Source organism: Phenylobacterium sp. (assembly GCF_036563285.1).
Classification (GTDB): domain Bacteria; phylum Pseudomonadota; class Alphaproteobacteria; order Caulobacterales; family Caulobacteraceae; genus Phenylobacterium.
Map to the genome: position 1 here is coordinate 113,551 of NZ_DATCMR010000002.1, position 15,209 is coordinate 128,759.

General features: G+C 70.6%; 15 protein-coding genes. 7 read left to right on the forward strand and 8 right to left on the reverse strand.

All coding sequences use genetic code 11. The features are described 5' to 3' along the window. Positions 1-236: 236 nt before the first annotated feature. The 4 genes from glf (at position 237) to VIL76_RS00825 (ending at position 4,638) form a co-directional block, all read left to right on the forward strand. Positions 237-2,531 (forward strand): UDP-galactopyranose mutase, encoded by a 2,295-nt coding sequence (glf, locus tag VIL76_RS00810; protein ID WP_332043078.1) that lies wholly within the window; start codon positions 237-239, stop codon positions 2,529-2,531. Positions 2,532-2,640: 109 nt separating this feature from the next. Further along, complete coding sequence (locus VIL76_RS00815) at positions 2,641-2,871, forward strand: hypothetical protein (RefSeq protein WP_332043079.1); 231 nt, start codon at positions 2,641-2,643, stop codon at positions 2,869-2,871. Between the two features lie 34 nt (positions 2,872-2,905). Beyond that, complete coding sequence (locus VIL76_RS00820) at positions 2,906-3,295, forward strand: helix-turn-helix transcriptional regulator (RefSeq protein WP_332043080.1); 390 nt, start codon at positions 2,906-2,908, stop codon at positions 3,293-3,295. Positions 3,296-3,318: 23 nt separating this feature from the next. Further along, complete coding sequence (locus VIL76_RS00825) at positions 3,319-4,638, forward strand: M20/M25/M40 family metallo-hydrolase (protein WP_332043081.1); 1,320 nt, start codon at positions 3,319-3,321, stop codon at positions 4,636-4,638. On the opposite strand, the gene VIL76_RS00830 is transcribed toward VIL76_RS00825, so the two are convergent. Beyond that, positions 4,622-6,253 carry an acyl-CoA synthetase gene (locus VIL76_RS00830; protein ID WP_332043082.1) on the reverse strand — a complete coding sequence of 544 codons (1,632 nt, stop codon included), beginning with the start codon at positions 6,251-6,253 and terminating at the stop codon, positions 4,622-4,624. The genes VIL76_RS00825 and VIL76_RS00830 overlap by 17 nt on opposite strands. Positions 6,254-6,322: 69 nt before the next feature. After that, complete coding sequence (locus VIL76_RS00835; RefSeq protein ID WP_332043083.1) at positions 6,323-7,168, reverse strand: enoyl-CoA hydratase; 846 nt, start codon at positions 7,166-7,168, stop codon at positions 6,323-6,325. 127 nt (positions 7,169-7,295) lie between these two features. Here VIL76_RS00835 and VIL76_RS00840 point away from each other — a divergent pair, with 127 nt between their 5' ends. The 3 genes from VIL76_RS00840 to VIL76_RS00850 all read left to right on the forward strand — a co-directional run bounded on the left by VIL76_RS00840 (position 7,296) and on the right by VIL76_RS00850 (position 9,168). Then, a complete protein-coding gene (locus VIL76_RS00840; protein ID WP_332043084.1) occupies positions 7,296-7,787 on the forward strand; it encodes a hypothetical protein in 492 nt (163 codons plus the stop codon). A 132-nt stretch (positions 7,788-7,919) separates the two neighbouring features. After that, complete coding sequence (locus VIL76_RS00845; protein ID WP_332043085.1) at positions 7,920-8,180, forward strand: SWIB/MDM2 domain-containing protein; 261 nt, start codon at positions 7,920-7,922, stop codon at positions 8,178-8,180. Positions 8,181-8,316: 136 nt separating this feature from the next. Further along, positions 8,317-9,168: an alpha/beta hydrolase gene (locus VIL76_RS00850; RefSeq protein ID WP_332043086.1), complete on the forward strand. Its 852-nt coding sequence runs from the start codon at positions 8,317-8,319 to the stop codon at positions 9,166-9,168. Here VIL76_RS00850 and VIL76_RS00855 read toward each other — a convergent pair. The 6 genes from VIL76_RS00855 to VIL76_RS00880 form a co-directional block, all read right to left on the reverse strand. Next, on the reverse strand, positions 9,165-10,127 hold the full coding sequence (locus VIL76_RS00855) for a type II secretion system F family protein (protein WP_332043087.1): 963 nt from the start codon (positions 10,125-10,127) through the stop codon (positions 9,165-9,167). The two genes, VIL76_RS00850 and VIL76_RS00855, sit on opposite strands and share 4 nt — an antisense overlap. Continuing rightward, on the reverse strand, positions 10,124-11,086 hold the full coding sequence (locus tag VIL76_RS00860; RefSeq protein WP_332043088.1) for a type II secretion system F family protein: 963 nt from the start codon (positions 11,084-11,086) through the stop codon (positions 10,124-10,126). Before VIL76_RS00860 ends, VIL76_RS00855 begins: the two co-directional genes overlap by 4 nt. After that, on the reverse strand, positions 11,083-12,492 hold the full coding sequence (locus VIL76_RS00865) for a CpaF family protein (RefSeq protein WP_332043089.1): 1,410 nt from the start codon (positions 12,490-12,492) through the stop codon (positions 11,083-11,085). Before VIL76_RS00865 ends, VIL76_RS00860 begins: the two co-directional genes overlap by 4 nt. Before the next feature lie 3 nt (positions 12,493-12,495). Beyond that, positions 12,496-13,713 (reverse strand): AAA family ATPase, encoded by a 1,218-nt coding sequence (locus tag VIL76_RS00870; RefSeq protein ID WP_332043090.1) that lies wholly within the window; start codon positions 13,711-13,713, stop codon positions 12,496-12,498. Further along, positions 13,710-14,624 carry a Flp pilus assembly protein CpaB gene (gene cpaB, locus VIL76_RS00875; protein WP_332043091.1) on the reverse strand — a complete coding sequence of 305 codons (915 nt, stop codon included), beginning with the start codon at positions 14,622-14,624 and terminating at the stop codon, positions 13,710-13,712. The genes VIL76_RS00870 and cpaB overlap by 4 nt, the downstream gene beginning before the upstream one ends. A gap of 149 nt (positions 14,625-14,773) precedes the next feature. Continuing rightward, positions 14,774-14,944 (reverse strand): Flp family type IVb pilin, encoded by a 171-nt coding sequence (locus VIL76_RS00880; RefSeq protein WP_332043092.1) that lies wholly within the window; start codon positions 14,942-14,944, stop codon positions 14,774-14,776. Positions 14,945-15,209 lie beyond the last annotated feature (265 nt).

The following is a 15,209-nucleotide window of genomic DNA, read 5'->3' on the forward strand; positions in this document are numbered from 1 at the left end:
TGTATCATTTGATTACTGAAGATGTGATCCCCGCATCTGCATTCGTGGCGGAACCTTTTGTCCCGGCAAGAGTTACTTCCGCGGGCTTCGTGTGTCGTTTTTCAAAAAGGAATGCGCCCTTGAACACTCAGTGGTTCCCGAGCGCCGATGGCGCTGCGCCGTTTTCAACTCAGCCGGGACCTCGTGCTCAGGGTCGACAGACGCTTATCTGCTTCTCCCACCTGCGGTGGGATTTCGTGTTCCAGCGTCCCCAGCACCTGATGACCCGCTTCGCGCGGGCCCGGAAGGTGATCTTCTGGGAAGAGCCGGTCCCCGGTCCGGCGGATGAGACGCCGCGCCTGAACAGCCGCGTCTGCGAAGAGAGCGGCGTGGTGGTGGTCACCCCGGTGCTGGTGGAGGGCCTGTCCACGGAGGAGCGCGACGAGCAGCTGAAGGGCCTGCTGGACGCCATGCTGGCCGGCCTCGAGGGCGATCTGATCCGCTGGTACTACACGCCGATGATGCTGAACTTCTCGCGGCATCTGGAGGCGGTCTGCACCATCTATGACTGCATGGACGAGCTGGCGAACTTCAAGTTCGCGCCGCCCGAACTGACCATCCTCGAGAAGGAGCTGATGGGCCTGGCCGACGTGGTCTTCACCGGCGGCTATTCGCTGTGGGAAGCCAAGCGCGACCGGCACCCGAACATCCATCCCTTCCCGTCGAGCGTGGACCGCGCCCACTTCGCCAAGGCCCGCGTGCTGCGCGACGAGCCGAGCGACCAGGCCAGGCTGCCCTGGCCGCGCCTGGGCTTCTACGGCGTCGTCGACGAGCGCATGGACCTCGACCTGATCGCCGCCCTGGCCGACGCCCGGCCCGAGTGGAGCGTGGTGATCGTGGGGCCGGTGGTGAAGATCGACCCCGCCGACCTGCCGCGGCGCGCCAACGTCCACTACCTGGGCGGTAAGGGCTACGACGACCTGCCGCGCTACCTGGCCGGCTGGGACGTGGCGCTGATGCCCTTCGCCATCAACGAGAGCACCCGCTTCATTTCACCGACGAAGACGCCGGAATACCTGGCCGGCGGGCGGCCTGTGGTCTCCACGCCGATCGTCGACGTGGTCCGCCACTACGGCGACCTGGAGGCCGTGAAGGTCGCCGGGACCCAGGACGAGTTCATCACCGCCTGCGACCAGGCCCTGGCCCTGTCGCGCATCAAGGGCGAGTGGCTGAAGGAAGTCGACACGGCGCTGTCGGCGCTATCGTGGGACGAGACGTTCACGCGGATGAACCTGGAGATCTCCCGCGCCGTGGCCCGCCGCAACGAGACGGCCGCCACCGAAATCCTCTCGGGCGCCGTCGCCGCGCCTGCGGTGCGTCCGGCCTCGCGGGCCAAGCCCTACGACTACCTGATCGTCGGCGCGGGCTTCGCGGGCTCGGTGCTGGCGGAGCGGCTCACCAGCCAGCTCGGCAAGCGCGTGCTGCTGGTCGACCGCCGTCCGCACATCGCGGGCAACGCCTACGACGAGAAGGACGCGGCCGGGGTGCTGATGCACAAGTACGGGCCGCACATCTTCCACACCAACTCCGACGAGGTGGCGGCGTACCTGTCGCAGTTCACCAAGTGGCGGCCCTACGAGCACCGGGTGCTGGCCTGCGTGAAGAACGGCCTGCACGTGCCGATCCCGATCAACCGCACGACGCTGAACACCCTCTACGGCCTGAACCTGACGACCGACGACGAAGCGGCGGCCTATCTCGCCAGCCGCGCCGAGCCGGTGGAGAAGGTCCGGACCAGCGAGGACGTGGTGGTCTCGGCCGTTGGGCGCGAGCTCTACGAGATGTTCTTCCGCGGCTACACCCGCAAGCAGTGGGGCATGGGCCCGGACGAGCTCGACAAGAGCGTCACCGCCCGGGTGCCGACGCGGACCAACACCGACGACCGCTACTTCACCGACAAGTTCCAGAACATGCCGGCCGAGGGCTACACCCGGATGTTCGAGAACATGCTCGACCAGAAGGGCATCACCATCGAGCTCGGCGTCGACTACGAGGACGTGCGCGACGAGGCGGTGTTCGACCGGCTGATCTTCACCGGCCCGATCGACGAATACTTCGACTACCGCTACGGGAAGCTGCCCTACCGCAGCCTGTCGTTCCGGCACGAGACGCTCGACCAGGAGTGGTTCCAGCCGGTGGGCACCGTGAACTACCCCGACGAGCAGACGCCCTACACCCGGATCAGCGAATACAAGCACCTGACCGGCCAGAGCTCGTCGAAGACGACGATCACCTACGAGTACCCGCAGGCCGAAGGCGACCCGTACTACCCGGTGCCGCGTCCCGAGAACCAGGCGCTGTTCAAGAAGTACGAGGCGCTCGCGCTCGAGACCCCGAACGTCCACTTCGTGGGCCGGCTGGCCACCTACCGGTACTACAACATGGACCAGGTGACGGGTCAGGCGCTGGCCACCTTCCGGCGGATCGCCGAGCGGGAGGGCCGTACGGTCATCGCCGCCCAGGCGGCCGCGAGGGCCATCGCAGCCAACTAGCCGCCGTACCCAAAATTCAACCTATGGGCGGCCCTCGCTTCGCGGCGGGGGCCGTTCGTGTTAAGCGGCCAAGGTTGGCGATAGGCCGCGCTTGGGGGCGAGCTCATCCATGGTCCGGACCGAGATGGAGCGGGCGCGCGAACTGGCGCGCAATCTCGTCGAGCTCCTGGCCTCCTACGAGGAGGAGCTCATGGCTCTGGAGGCCCAGGCGCCCGCCGCCGGGCCCCTGCGCCGTGCGGTCGGAATCGCCATCGCCGAGGCGTGTTACCTGATCTCGGACGAAGGCGGCGGGCGCGAAGGCTGGACGCCCACCGGCGACGCCCGGCGCAGGACGCCCTAAGCCACTCCGCAACAACGAGGACGACCGGAAGCTCATGGCTGGAAAACCCGAAGCGCTCGCCGATCCCGTGGATATCGCCGTGGGGGCCCGTATCCGGCTCCTGCGCAAGGTCAGGGGCATGTCGCAGCAGGCGCTGGCGGAGGCGGCGGGCGTCACCTTCCAGCAGATCCAGAAGTACGAGCGCGGGGCCAACCGGGTGAGCGCCTCGATGCTGTCGCGCATCGCCAAGACCCTGGATGCGCCGGTGTCCGAGATGTTCGGCGAGGCCAACCCCAATTCCGGCGCCATCGACGAGGTGGCGGCCCTGCTCGGCGAGCCCGGCGCGCTGGAGCTGCTGCGCGCCTATTCCAACCTGCCCAAGGGCCCGCCGCGCTCGGCCCTGGTGGACTTCGTCCGCACCCTGGGGGACAAGCCGGTCCGCTGATCCTGCCCCTTCCGGAGTTCCCCATGCGCCTGCCGCTCGCCGCCGCGTTCATGGCCGCCGGCCTCGCGCTTGCCACGACAGCCCACGGCGCCCCGCGCGATCCCGCCGAGCGCAAGATGGTGGAGGTCGTGCGCGCCGAGCACGGGCGCAACGTCGAACTGCTGAAGCAGATGGTGCTGGTCAACTCCGGCTCCATGAACTTCGCCGGCGTCGAGCGGGTCGGGCGGATGATGCGCGCCGAGCTGGAGCCGCTGGGCTTCCAGGTGCGCTGGATCCCGATGGCTGAGGCCGGCCGCGCCGGACACATCGTGGCGACGCACAAGGGTAACGGCCGCGGCAAGCGCATGCTGCTGGTGGGCCACCTGGACACGGTGTTCGAGCCCGACAGCCCCTTCCAGGGCTGGACGGTCCGCGGCGACATCGCCGAGGGGCCCGGCTCCAGCGACATGAAGGGCGGACTGGTGATCATGGTCTCTGCCCTGCGCGCCATGCAGCAGGCCGGGACGCTCAAGGACGCCGACATCACGGTCGTGCTCACCGGGGACGAGGAGAAGCCGGGCAGCCCGATCGCACTCGCCCGCCGCGACCTGATCGCCGCGGGCCAGGCCAGCGACGTGGCGCTGGACTTCGAAGGCCTCTCCCGCGAGGGCGGCCGCGACACCGGCTCCATCGCGCGGCGATCATCGAACAGCTGGACGCTGAAGGTGAAGGCGCGATCGGGACACTCCTCGGGCGTGTGCATGCAGGGCGTCGGCTGCGGGGCGATCTACGAGCTGGCGCGGATCATCGACACCTTCCGCCGGGAGCTGCCCGAGCCGAACCTGACCTACAACGTCGCCCTGGTCTCCGGCGGCGCCCAGGCCTCGATCAACCCGGCCGAGACGGCGGTGAGCGCCAGCGGCAAGGCCAACATCATCGCCGCCGAGGCTGTGGCGCTGGGCGACATCCGCACGCTCTCGCCGGAGCAGGATGCCCGCGTGCGCGCCAAGATGGAGGCCATCGTCGCGCGCAGCCTGCCCAACGCCGAGGCGAAGATCGCCTTCGCCGACACCGGCTATCCCGCCATGGCGCCCACCGAGGGCAACCGGCGGCTGCTGGCCAGGCTGAACGAGGTCAACCGCACCCTCGACCTGCCGGAGATGCCCACAGGCGACCCCGCCAGCCGCGGCGCCGGCGACATCGCCTTCGTCTCCTTCATCGACGGGCTGGTGGGCCTGGGCATGGCCGGGCAGGGCAGCCACGCGCCGGGCGAGACCGCCGACCTGAAGAGCCTCGACGTGCAGGCGATGCGCGCCGCGCTACTGATGACGCGGCTGTCGAAGGAACCTAGGCCGGCGCGCTGAGCGCCGCGAGCGCGCGGTCCTTGATCGCCTTGTAGTCGACCTTGCCGTTGGGGGCGCGGCCGATGGAGTCCACCAGCACGAGCTCGCGCGGCGCCTTGTAGCCGGCCAGCTGGCCCTGCACGTGGCCGGCGAGCTCCTTCAGCGTCGGCTGCTCGCCGCCTTCGGCCTCGACGACGGCGCAGATGCGCTCGCCGAAGCGGGGATCGGGCACGCCCACGACCACGGCGTCACGCACGGCGGCGTGGGTCTTCAGGGCCTCCTCGACCTCTTCGGGGAAGACCTTCTCGCCGCCGGTGTTGATGCAGACGCTTCCCCGGCCCAGGAGCTTCAGGGTCCCATCGGCGTTCACCTCGGCCCAGTCGCCGGGCACGCTCCAGCGCTGGCCCTCGATGACCTTGAAGGTCTTCGCTGTTTTCTCTTCGTCCTTGTAGTAGCCCACCGGCAGGAAGCCGGTGACGGCGACCAGGCCGCGCTCGCCGGACCCCGGCTGCACCCGGCGGCCGTCCTCGGTGAAGACCGCGCAGGCCGGGCCCAGGGCGAACGCCGCGGTGGGTGCTTCCGCGCCCGGGGCCGACGCCGAGAGGCCCATGCCCACGGCCTCGGAGGAGCCGAAGCTGTCCATGATGATTGCGTCCTTCGCGTAGCCCAGCAGACCGCGCTTGTTCTCCTGGCTCCACATCGAGCCGGACGAGCTCATGGCGCGCACGCTCGACAGGTCCCAGCGGCCGGGATTGGCCTCCAGCGCCTCCAGCATGGGCGTGGAGAAAGCCAGGCCGACGATCACCACATTGGTCGCCTGCAGCCGGTCGACCTCGTCCCAGAGCTCCATGGCGTTGAACTTGCGCGAGGGCAGGGTGGCGATGGTCCCGCCGACGTTCAGGCTGATGAAGGACGAGAACTGTCCGGTGCCGTGCATCTGCGGGCAGGCGACCAAGGCGATGGGGCGCAGGTGGTCGGGCGCGGCGATGCGCTCCAGGATCTCCGCCACCGAGCCGGCGGGCGGGATGCCCAGGGCGGCGTTGCCGGCGGCCCCGATCACCTGGAAGAGGTCGTCCTGGCGCCACATCACGCCCTTGGGCATGCCGGTGGTCCCGCCGGTGTAGAGCAGCAGCAGGTCGTCGCCGGAGCGGCCCCAGGGGGCCTTCACGGGACGTTCCGCGGACGCCTTGGCGACGACCGCCTCGTAGTCCTCGGCCCACGCCGGGACCGGATGGCCGGGCTCGGCGACCGCCACCCAGGCCTTCACCTTCGGCAGCCGAGGCCGGATGCCCTCGACGAGGGTTGCGAAACCCGAGTGGAAGACGATGGCCTCGGCGTCGGCGTTGTCGAACAGGTAGACGAGCTCTTCCGGCCCGTAGCGGTAGTTGGTGTTCACCGGGGCGAAGCCGCCCTTGAAGGCCGCGAAGTAGGTCTCGAGGTACTCCGGCCCGTTGTAGAGGTAGGCGGCCACCTTCGCCTGATGGCCCAGGCCTGCAGCGATGAAGTGGGCCGCCAGCGCGTCGGCCCGCCGGTCGAAGTCGGCCCAGGAGAGCACCCGCTCCCCCTGGATGTTCGCCGGATGGTCAGGCTGGGCGGCGGCGATCGCCTCCCACACGTCCGCCAGGGTCCACGCCACGCCTCACCTCCCAACACGCCTTTTGGTTTTGGACGGGATTTGACCGCCCTGACGTGGGGGCATGTCAACTCACGGGGTCTTGGCTTTCCCGCGCACCTGCAGACCTGCGGGGTCCACCGGCATGCCGTGCACCTGCATGTTGTGGCTGTGGGCGAGCTGGTGCAGGGCGAAGGCCGCGCCCATGGCCTGGACCCGGCCCTGGGCGTCCTCGGCGGCGTTCACCGCCTCCTTGGCGAGCTTCAGGGCGAAGAGGGGCTTGGTCGCAATCTTCTGGGCCAGGGCCAGGACGAAGGCCTCCAGCTCCGCGGCGGGGACCACCTGGTTCACCATGCCAAGCGCGCGGGCCTCCTGCGCCGTCAGCCAGTCTGAGGTGAACAGCAGCTCCTTGGCCTTGCGGGGGCCGAGCTCCCAGGGGTGCGCGAAGTACTCCACCCCGCCCACGCCCATGGCCACGGTGTTGTCGGCGAACTGGGCGTCGTCGGCGGCGACGATCAGGTCGCAGGGCCAGGCCAGCATGAGCCCGCCGGCGATGCACTTGCCCTGGACCGCGGCGATGGTGGGCTTGGGGATGTTGCGCCAGCGCTCCGAGAGGCCGAGGTAGATCTCCTTCTCGCGCGCCATGCGGCCCTCGGCGCCGGCGCAGCCGAAGCCGCACCAGGTCCCCACCGTCTCGAAGGGCGCCATCTGCTCGGCGATCGCGCCGCCCTCGCGCAGGTCGTGGCCGGAGGAGAAGTGCGGCCCGCTGGCGGCCAGGACGATCACCTTGACCCCGTCGTCGCGCGCGGCGCGGTCGAAGGCGTCGTTCAGGTCGTAGAGCAGGCGGGTGTCCTGGGCGTTGCGGGCGTCCGGCCGGTTGAGGACCAGGCGGGCCACCTGCGGCGCCGGGGTTTCGTAGAGGATCGTGCTGGCGGTCATGGGCCCCTCCGGGCGCCATAACAGCCCGGCGCGCCCGGCCTGTCGACGCCGCCCTCGCGTCAACCTTGGCGGGAACCCTCAAGGCGCAACGGGGTTGGTCCCGCGACCCGTTCTGAAAGAGGCGAGCATGGCTACGCTGTCCTACACCGACCAATCCACCCCCTACGCGGACGCCCACGCGCCCGCAGCGCACCACGACACCGGCTACGGCCGCGCCCACCGTGACCTGGGCGCCACCGCTTTCGTCTGGCTGGCCTGGGCCGCCGCGGCCTTCTTCTGGGGCATGACGCTGACCACGGCCTTCAACATCATGGGCGTGGCGCCGCCTGCGCAGGCGCTCGGACCGGGCGAGGCGGACGCCGGCGGCGTGGGGTGGGGCCTGATCAACTTCGTGGGCGTGATCGTCCTGGGCCTGGCGATCGCCTACGGGGCGATGCGCTACTTCACCCGTGACAAGCGCAAGGATCCAGTCACCGAGGCGGCCACCGCTTCCCTCTACGACCGGGTCGAGCGGTCGGGCGGGGACGACGAGGTGACCCTCTCGCCCGAGGCGCACGAGACCGGCGAGCGGGCTGCTTACCGCGACGTGACCCTCGATCGGGACCCCCTGCGGCCCTGATTTGGGCTAAAGCGACGCTTTGGCGCGCTTCGCCTGTGGCGCGGCGCGCCTTGCGCCCCTAGAGTACCTCAAGCGACTCAGCCCCTGCGTGACCGTGGGGGCGGCGCCTGAATACATAGCTGGGGGAGCCCAATGGCCGATACCAAGAAGAACAACGCCCTGCAGAAGCCTCTGACGCCCTCGGCCGAACTGGCCGCCGTCGTCGGTTCCGGCCAGCTGTCGCGTGGCGAAGTGGTCTCGAAGATCTGGGACTACATCAAGAAGAACAACCTGCAGAACCCGCAGAACAAGCGTGAGATCGTGGCCGACGCCAAGCTGAAGCCGGTGTTCCACGGCAAGGACCGGGTCAGCATGTTCGAGATGAACAAGCACCTGGCGCAGCACCTGAAGTAGGCCTGCGCAAGGTGTAAGGGGCCTCCTCAGACGAGGCCCCACCGAAGGGACCCCGCCGGCGCGAGCCCGCGGGGTCCTTTTCGTTTGAGCTCCAGCGGCGCATGCTCCGGCCATGCGAGGACTACTCTTGGCCGGAATGACGCTGCTCGGCGTGCTGGCGGTGACGCCCGTGATGGCCGCCACGCCGGGACCGGTGACCAAGGTGTTCAGCCGCGCGACGCCGGCCGGCGAGGTGCGGATCGCCGCCCGGGTGATGGGGCAGGGGCCGCTGGTGGTGCTGGTGCCCTCGCTGGGCCGCGGCGCGAGCGACTTCGACGAGCTGATGGTGCAGCTGGCCGAGGCCGGCTTCATGGCCGCCTCGGTCGACCCGCGCGGGATCGGCCAGAGCCGCGGCCCGACCGACGGCCTCACCCTGTTCGACTATGCCGACGACGTGGCCATGGTGGCGCGGGGGCTCTCCGACCGGCCGGCCGTGTTCGTGGGGCACGCGCTCGGCAATCGGATCGTGCGGGCCGCCGCTTCGCGCCATCCCGAGCAGGTCTCGCGGCTGGTGCTGCTGGCGGCCGGCGGGCAGGTCCCGATCGCGCCTGCGGTGCTGAAGGCGCTGAACGGCGTCTTCGAGGGCTTGCCGGCTGACCAGCACCTGGAGGCCGTGAGGCTGGCCTTCTTCGCCCCGGGCAACGATCCGGCCATCTGGCGGGGCGGCTGGCATCCGGCGGTGGCGCGCCAGCAGCAGGTCGCGCTCGCCGCAACGCCCTCCGAGCAATGGACGGGCGGGGGCTCCACCCCGATCCTCATCGTCCAGGCGCAGGACGACACCGTCGCCCCGCCGGCCAACGCCGAGGCGCTGGTCAAGGCCTATCCCGGCCGGGTGCAGGTGAGCGTGCTGCCCCACGCCGGCCACGCCATGCTGCCCGAGCAGCCGGCGGCGATCGCGGAGATCCTGATCGGCTACCTGAAGACCGGCAAGCCGCCGGCCGCGCCCTAGTTCATCGCCTTCAGGCCCTGGATGATCGCCGGACCCAGCAGCACGACGAACAGCGCCGGCAGGATGAACAGGATCATCGGGATGGTGAGCGTGGCCGGCAGGCGCGCGGCCTTCTCCTCGGCCTTCATCATCCGCGTGTCGCGGAACTCCGCCGACAGCACACGCAGGGCGTGGGCCAGCGGGGTGCCGTACTTCTCGGTCTGGATGAGGGTGTTCACCAGGCCGCGGACCGAGGGCAGGGCCACCCGCTTCGAGAAGTTCATCAGGGCGTCGCGGCGGTTGGGCAGGAAGCTGAGCTCGATGGCGGTGAGCCCCAGCTCGTCCGCCAGCTCGGCGTTGCCGCCGCCGATCTCGCGCGCCACGCGAGCCAGCGAGGCGTCGAGGCTCAGGCCCGCCTCGGCGCAGATCACGAACAGGTCGAGGGCATCCGGCAGGCCCTTCTGCAGCTTCAGGCCGCGCCGCTCGATGGCGTTCTTCACCAGCAGGATCGGCAGGTAGACCCCGACCGCGATCCCGGCCACGCCGATCAGCCCGCGCACCGCCATGCCGCCGTCCTTGGCCAGGTAGGGCGCGAGCATGTAGGCGGCGAGGCCGAGCGCCAGCGGGCTGACCAGGCGCACGGTCAGGAAGATCGTGGTGGCGTCGGGCGAGCGCCAGCCGGCCTGGGTCAGCATGTCGGCGGCCTTCTTCGCCTCCACGCTGCGGTCGAGCTTCAGCCTGGCCAGCATGCGCTTGGCCGCCACCAGGGAGTGTTCGCGCTGGGCCCGCCGCGGCGTCAGGCGCTCGGCCCGCAGCTCCTTGCGCCGGCGGGCGAGATTGCGGGCGCGCACGGCGACCAGGTCCTTGGGCGACAGCGCGCGCATCACCGTGAGGATGGTCAGGAAGTTCGCCGCCCCCACCACGAGGGCGATCACCGTCCCGCCGTTGGGACCGAGCGGCAGCATCTCGGCGAGGCTCATATCTCGAACCTCGTCATCTGCCGCATGACCGTGGCGCCGACGGTCATGCTGACCACCGCGCAGGCGACCATGACCTTGCCGAGCGGATCGGTGAACAGCAGGCGGATGTAGTCGCCGCTGACCATGAACATCAGGGCGGTGGTGACGAAGGGCAGGGCGGACAGGATAATGGCGCTGGCGACCGCTTCCGACGACATGGCCTTGATCTTCAGCTTCATCTGCTGGCGGCGCCGCAGGATGTGCTCGAGGTTCTCCAGGGTCTCCGCGAGGTTGCCGCCGGTCTCCCGCTGCACCGAGAGGCTGATCACCAGGAAGTTGAACTCGGGCAGGCCCAGCCGCCGCGCCGTCTGCCACATGGCCGCGTCCAGCGGGGCGCCCAGGCGCACCTGCTCGGCGATGCGGCGGAACTCCTCGCCGACGGGGTCGGGGCTCTCCTGGCCGATCACGCCGATGGTCTCGGTCACCGGCAGGCCGGCGCGCAGGCCGCGCACCATCAGGGCCACGGCGTCGGGGAAGGCCTTGAAGAACCGCAGCCGCCGACGCGCCATCATGAAGCCCACGGCGACATGTGGCAGCCACAGGCCCGTGGCGACGGCCTCCAGCGCCGCCAGCAGGGCGGGCGCGCCCACCAGCAGCGCCACGACCAGGGCGAGCGCGCCCACCACCAGGCAGGCCGCGCCGTAGTGGGTGAAACTGATCGGGTAGCCGGTCGCCTCCAGCCGAGTGCGCAACAGGGCGGGCTTGGGCATGAAGCGGAGCACCACCGCGTCGAGGCGGGTCTCGCTGGAGCGGCGGATGGCGCTCTCGCGGGCGTGGCTGGCGCCGGTGCGGCCGACCGCCCCCAGCGCCCGGGCGCGCTTGACGAGGGCGCGGTTGCCGCCGCCGCCGTCGAAGATGGCCATGACGACGAGGCCGACCGCGCCCACCATCATCAGCAGGATCAGCGGAGGCAGGGTCACCCCATGGCCTCCAGCAGCATGCGGTCGAGGCCGTAGTACTCGGCCCGCGGGCTGAAGGCGGGGCGCAGGCCCGAGGAGTCGAAGCGGCCGCGCAGCAGGCCGTCGGCGCCTTCGCCCTCATACTTGTAGGCGAACAGCTCCTGGGTGGTGATCACGTCGCCTTCCATGCCCACCACCTCGGTGATGGAGGTGATGCGGCGCACGCCATCGCGCATGCGGGCGATCTGCACGATCATCTGCACGGCGGCGGCGATCTGGGTCCGCACGGCGCGGCTGGGCAGGTTTACGCCGGCCATGCCGACCATGTTCTCGAGCCGGGTTAGCGCCTCGCGCGGCCGGTTGGCGTGGATGGTCCCCAGGGAGCCGTCGTGGCCGGTGTTCATGGCCTGCAGCATGTCCATGGCCTCGGCGCCGCGGACCTCGCCCAGGATGATGCGGTCGGGCCGCATCCGCAGGGCGTTCTTGACCAGGTCGCGCATGCCGACCTCGCCGCGGCCTTCCAGGTTGGCGGGCCGGGTCTCCAGGCGCACCACGTGCGGCTGCTGCAGCTGCAGCTCGGCGGCGTCCTCGATGGTGACGATCCGCTCCTCGGCCGAGATCATCTGCGAGAGCGCGTTGAGCAGGGTAGTCTTGCCCGAGCCGGTGCCGCCGGAGATCAGGATGTTGAGCCGCGAGCGGCCTGCGATCTTCAGCACCGTGGCCATCTCGGGCGAGACGTTGGCCTGGCGGACCATGCGGTCCAGGTCGATGCCCTTCTTGGAGAACTTCCGGATCGAGATCGAGGGGCCGTCCAGCGCCAGCGGCGGGATGATGATGTTGACCCGGCTGCCGTCCAGCAGGCGGGCGTCGACCATCGGCGAGGACTCGTCCACGCGCCGCCCCACCTGGCTGACGATGCGGCCGGCGACGGCGATCACGTGGGAGTCGTCGCGGAAGGCGGCGTCGGTGAGCACGAGGCGGCCGCGCTGCTCGATGTAGATCTGGCGCGCGCCGTTGACCATGATGTCGGTCACGGTCTCGTCGGCGAGGAGGGGCTCCAGCGGGCCCAGGCCCAGCATGTCGTCGAGGATCAGGCCGACCAGCTCGCGCTGTTCACGCTGGTTGAGCTGGATCTTCAGCTCGTCGAGGATCTCGCGCACCGGCTGGGCCAGCTCGACGGCGAGCTCCTCGCGCGGCAGCCGGCTGGCCACCTCGGTGTCGATGCGTTCCATGATCCGGGTCTGGACCTCGGCGGAGGCCGCCTGGATCTTGCTGGGCGCGGCCCGCGACTGCGTCGGCCGGGCGGCCGCGAGCGGATCGGCGTCGTTGGCGGGGCCGTTGGCGCGCGGCTCGGCGGCGACGTCCGTGGCGGCCTCGGCCGGCGGGGCCGCCGGCGTCCTGTCATGAAGTCCGCGGCGGCCGAACATGGATCAGCGCCTCAGGAGCTTCTGCAGCCAGGAGCCCTTCTCCGGCTCCAGGCCTGCGGGAGCCGTCTGGCCGGTGACCAGCGAGGTCAGCCGGCGGAGCTCGTCGGCCAGGGGGCTGGTGCGGGCCGCGGCGATCAGCGGCTTGGCCTGTTCCGCGGAGGCGACTGAGGCCTTGGCGTCCAGCGGCGCCTGCAGGGCGATAGGCGCCCCGATGGCGTTCTCGAACTCCGCGGTCGGCACCTCGCCGAAGCCGCCGCCGGTGCGGTTGGCGGCGACGGTGACGCCGCCCTGCGGGCGCAAGGTCTTCAGCAGGGTGAGCAGCCGCTGGGTGTCGCGCATGGCGGGCAGGGTGAGGTCGGTGACCACCACCACGGCGTCGGCGCGCGCGAGCGCCTCGCGGCTCAGCCGGTCAGCGCGCCGCGGCACGTCCACGACGACCAGGTCGGCGGCCTCGGACATGGCGCCCAGCAGGGCCTGCAGGCCGCGCGGGGCGACCTCGATGTCGTCTTCCAGGGACTCCTCGGCGCCGAGGATGCGGAGGCTGTCGCTCTGGTGGGCCATGGCGGAGCCGAGCAGCAGGCTGTCGATGCGCTCGGGGTTGGCGAGGATCTCGCGCAGGCCGCGGCCGGGCTCCAGGTCCAGCGCCAGCGCGGCGGCGCCGAACTGCAGGTCGAGGTCCAGCAGGACCGTGTTCTGGCCCAGGGTGTGCGCCGCCTCCCAGGCGACGGATAGCGCCAGGGACGTGGTCCCGACGCCGCCGCGGGCGCCGACCAGCGCGACGATGCGGGCGGCCTTGGCCTTGGCGGGCTCGGCGGCCGGCCGCCGGTCGGCCTGGTTGAGCGCATCGGCCAGCACCTCGGGCGCGATCGGCTTCACCAGGTACTCGCTGACCCCCATCCGCATGAGCTCGCGGTAGAGGGCGACGTCGTTCTCGCGCCCGATGGCGACGACGCGGGTGTGCGGCTCGCAGACCTCGGCGAGCGCGTCCATGGCGGCCACGATGTCGCCGCTGTCGCTCACGTCGACGATCAGCAGCCGCGGCGCGGGGGCGTCGGCCAGGGCCTCGCGGGCCGCGGCCGCGCCGCCTTCGCGCACCGGCGCCTTGGCCCAGCCGAAGCGGGCGGCCACGTCGCGGATGGTCTCGCGGGTCGCGGCGTCCTCGGCCACGGCCAGGAAGGTCGGCGACAGCTCGTCGCGCGCGCCGAGCAGGGGAAGGGTCATGATCCGCCTCGTTCGGAAGGCACGCCCAGGGTGAGCGTCTGGGAGCCGCGCACGACCTCCACCTTGGTTACGTTGGGATCGGCGGCCGGGGCGGCGGGTTTCGACGCGGCAGGCCTGGGGGTGCGGGGCGGCGGCGCGCCGATGGCCTCCCTGTCGGAGGTGCGGGTGACGCGGCGCGCCTCGGCGACCGGGGCGTCGGAGGTGGCCAGGCTGCGCAAGCTGAGCGACAGCTTGCCGAGTTCGCTGACCACGGCGATCACCTCGGCGCCCTTGGGGGTGACCTCGAGGGTGGCGGTCTGCGGGACCACCACGTCCTTCTTGCCGTCGTAGGTGCGCTGGTCGACACCCAGCACGCGGACATCGGTGAGCACCGTCTCGCCGATCACTCGCCGTTGGCCGCCGGCGCCGGTCGGCTCGATGATGCGGGAGAGCACCACGTCGACGTGGTCGCCGGGCATGACGAACCCGCCGACGGCGGTCGCGGCGGAGACGTTGACGGTCATGGCGCGGTAGCCGGGCCGGAGCACGGCGGCCAGGATGCTGCGGTCGCCCGGGAAGGCGATGCGGTCCGGCGAGAGCGGCTCGCCGGGGCCGAGGCTCGTGCGCACCACGGCGCCGGTGACCTTCGGGATCTGCGTGTTGGCTTCGGTGAGGTAGCCGTTGACCGGCGCCTCCGCGGGCCAGGCCTGCCAGCGCAGGTGCTGCGGCTGCAGGATGGTGCCGGCGGGGAGGGCGGCGTTGGCCACCAGCACGCGCTTGCCGCTCACCGGGGCGAAGCCGGGCGACCGGGAGGACGCCTCCTGGGCGGCCTTCTCGACGGCCCCCTGCAGCCACTGCTGGGTCATGACGACGGTGCCGCCCGAGAGCAGGAGCGCGAGGCCCAGAAGTTTGACGCGGTTGGCGGTGAGCACGGACGGGTGTCCTGAAGTACGCGATGGAACTGGGGCGGGAGCCTGGTCTCCGAGCCGCGCCCGTCACGCGGCGACAGAGACGGGGGGCTCCGGATGGACCGGCTGCGGTGACGGGCTCTGCGCCCGTCACCGCGCCAGGCCGTTCAGCCTTAGCTGGCGGCCAGATCGCTCGCGACGGTTTCGAACTTGTCGCTGATGCCGGTGCCGAGAACGCCGGCGCCGACCGCTATAGCGAGCGCGATGAGCGCCGCCATCAGGCCATACTCGATCGCCGTGGCGCCCGAACGGTCACCGGCGAACTTCTTGAACATCTTGGTCATGGAGAACCCCTTCCTCATCCGTTCCGAGGGAAGACGGGGTAAAGACCTGATCCGGCCCCCTTCGGATGAGCTATGGATAAAGCTACGGTTAACTAACCGCAATGGTTGTGGTCCGCGACATTTTGGACGTACCGGGAAGAGCAGGGCGAATAGTCATTTGTATACGGAGAAGCCACGAAAAGGCCGGCAGCCCGCCATGATTGCACCTGAGGCGAAGGGCGGCGGCGCAAGCGCCACCGTAACTAAGGTGAAGCTGAACTAAGCT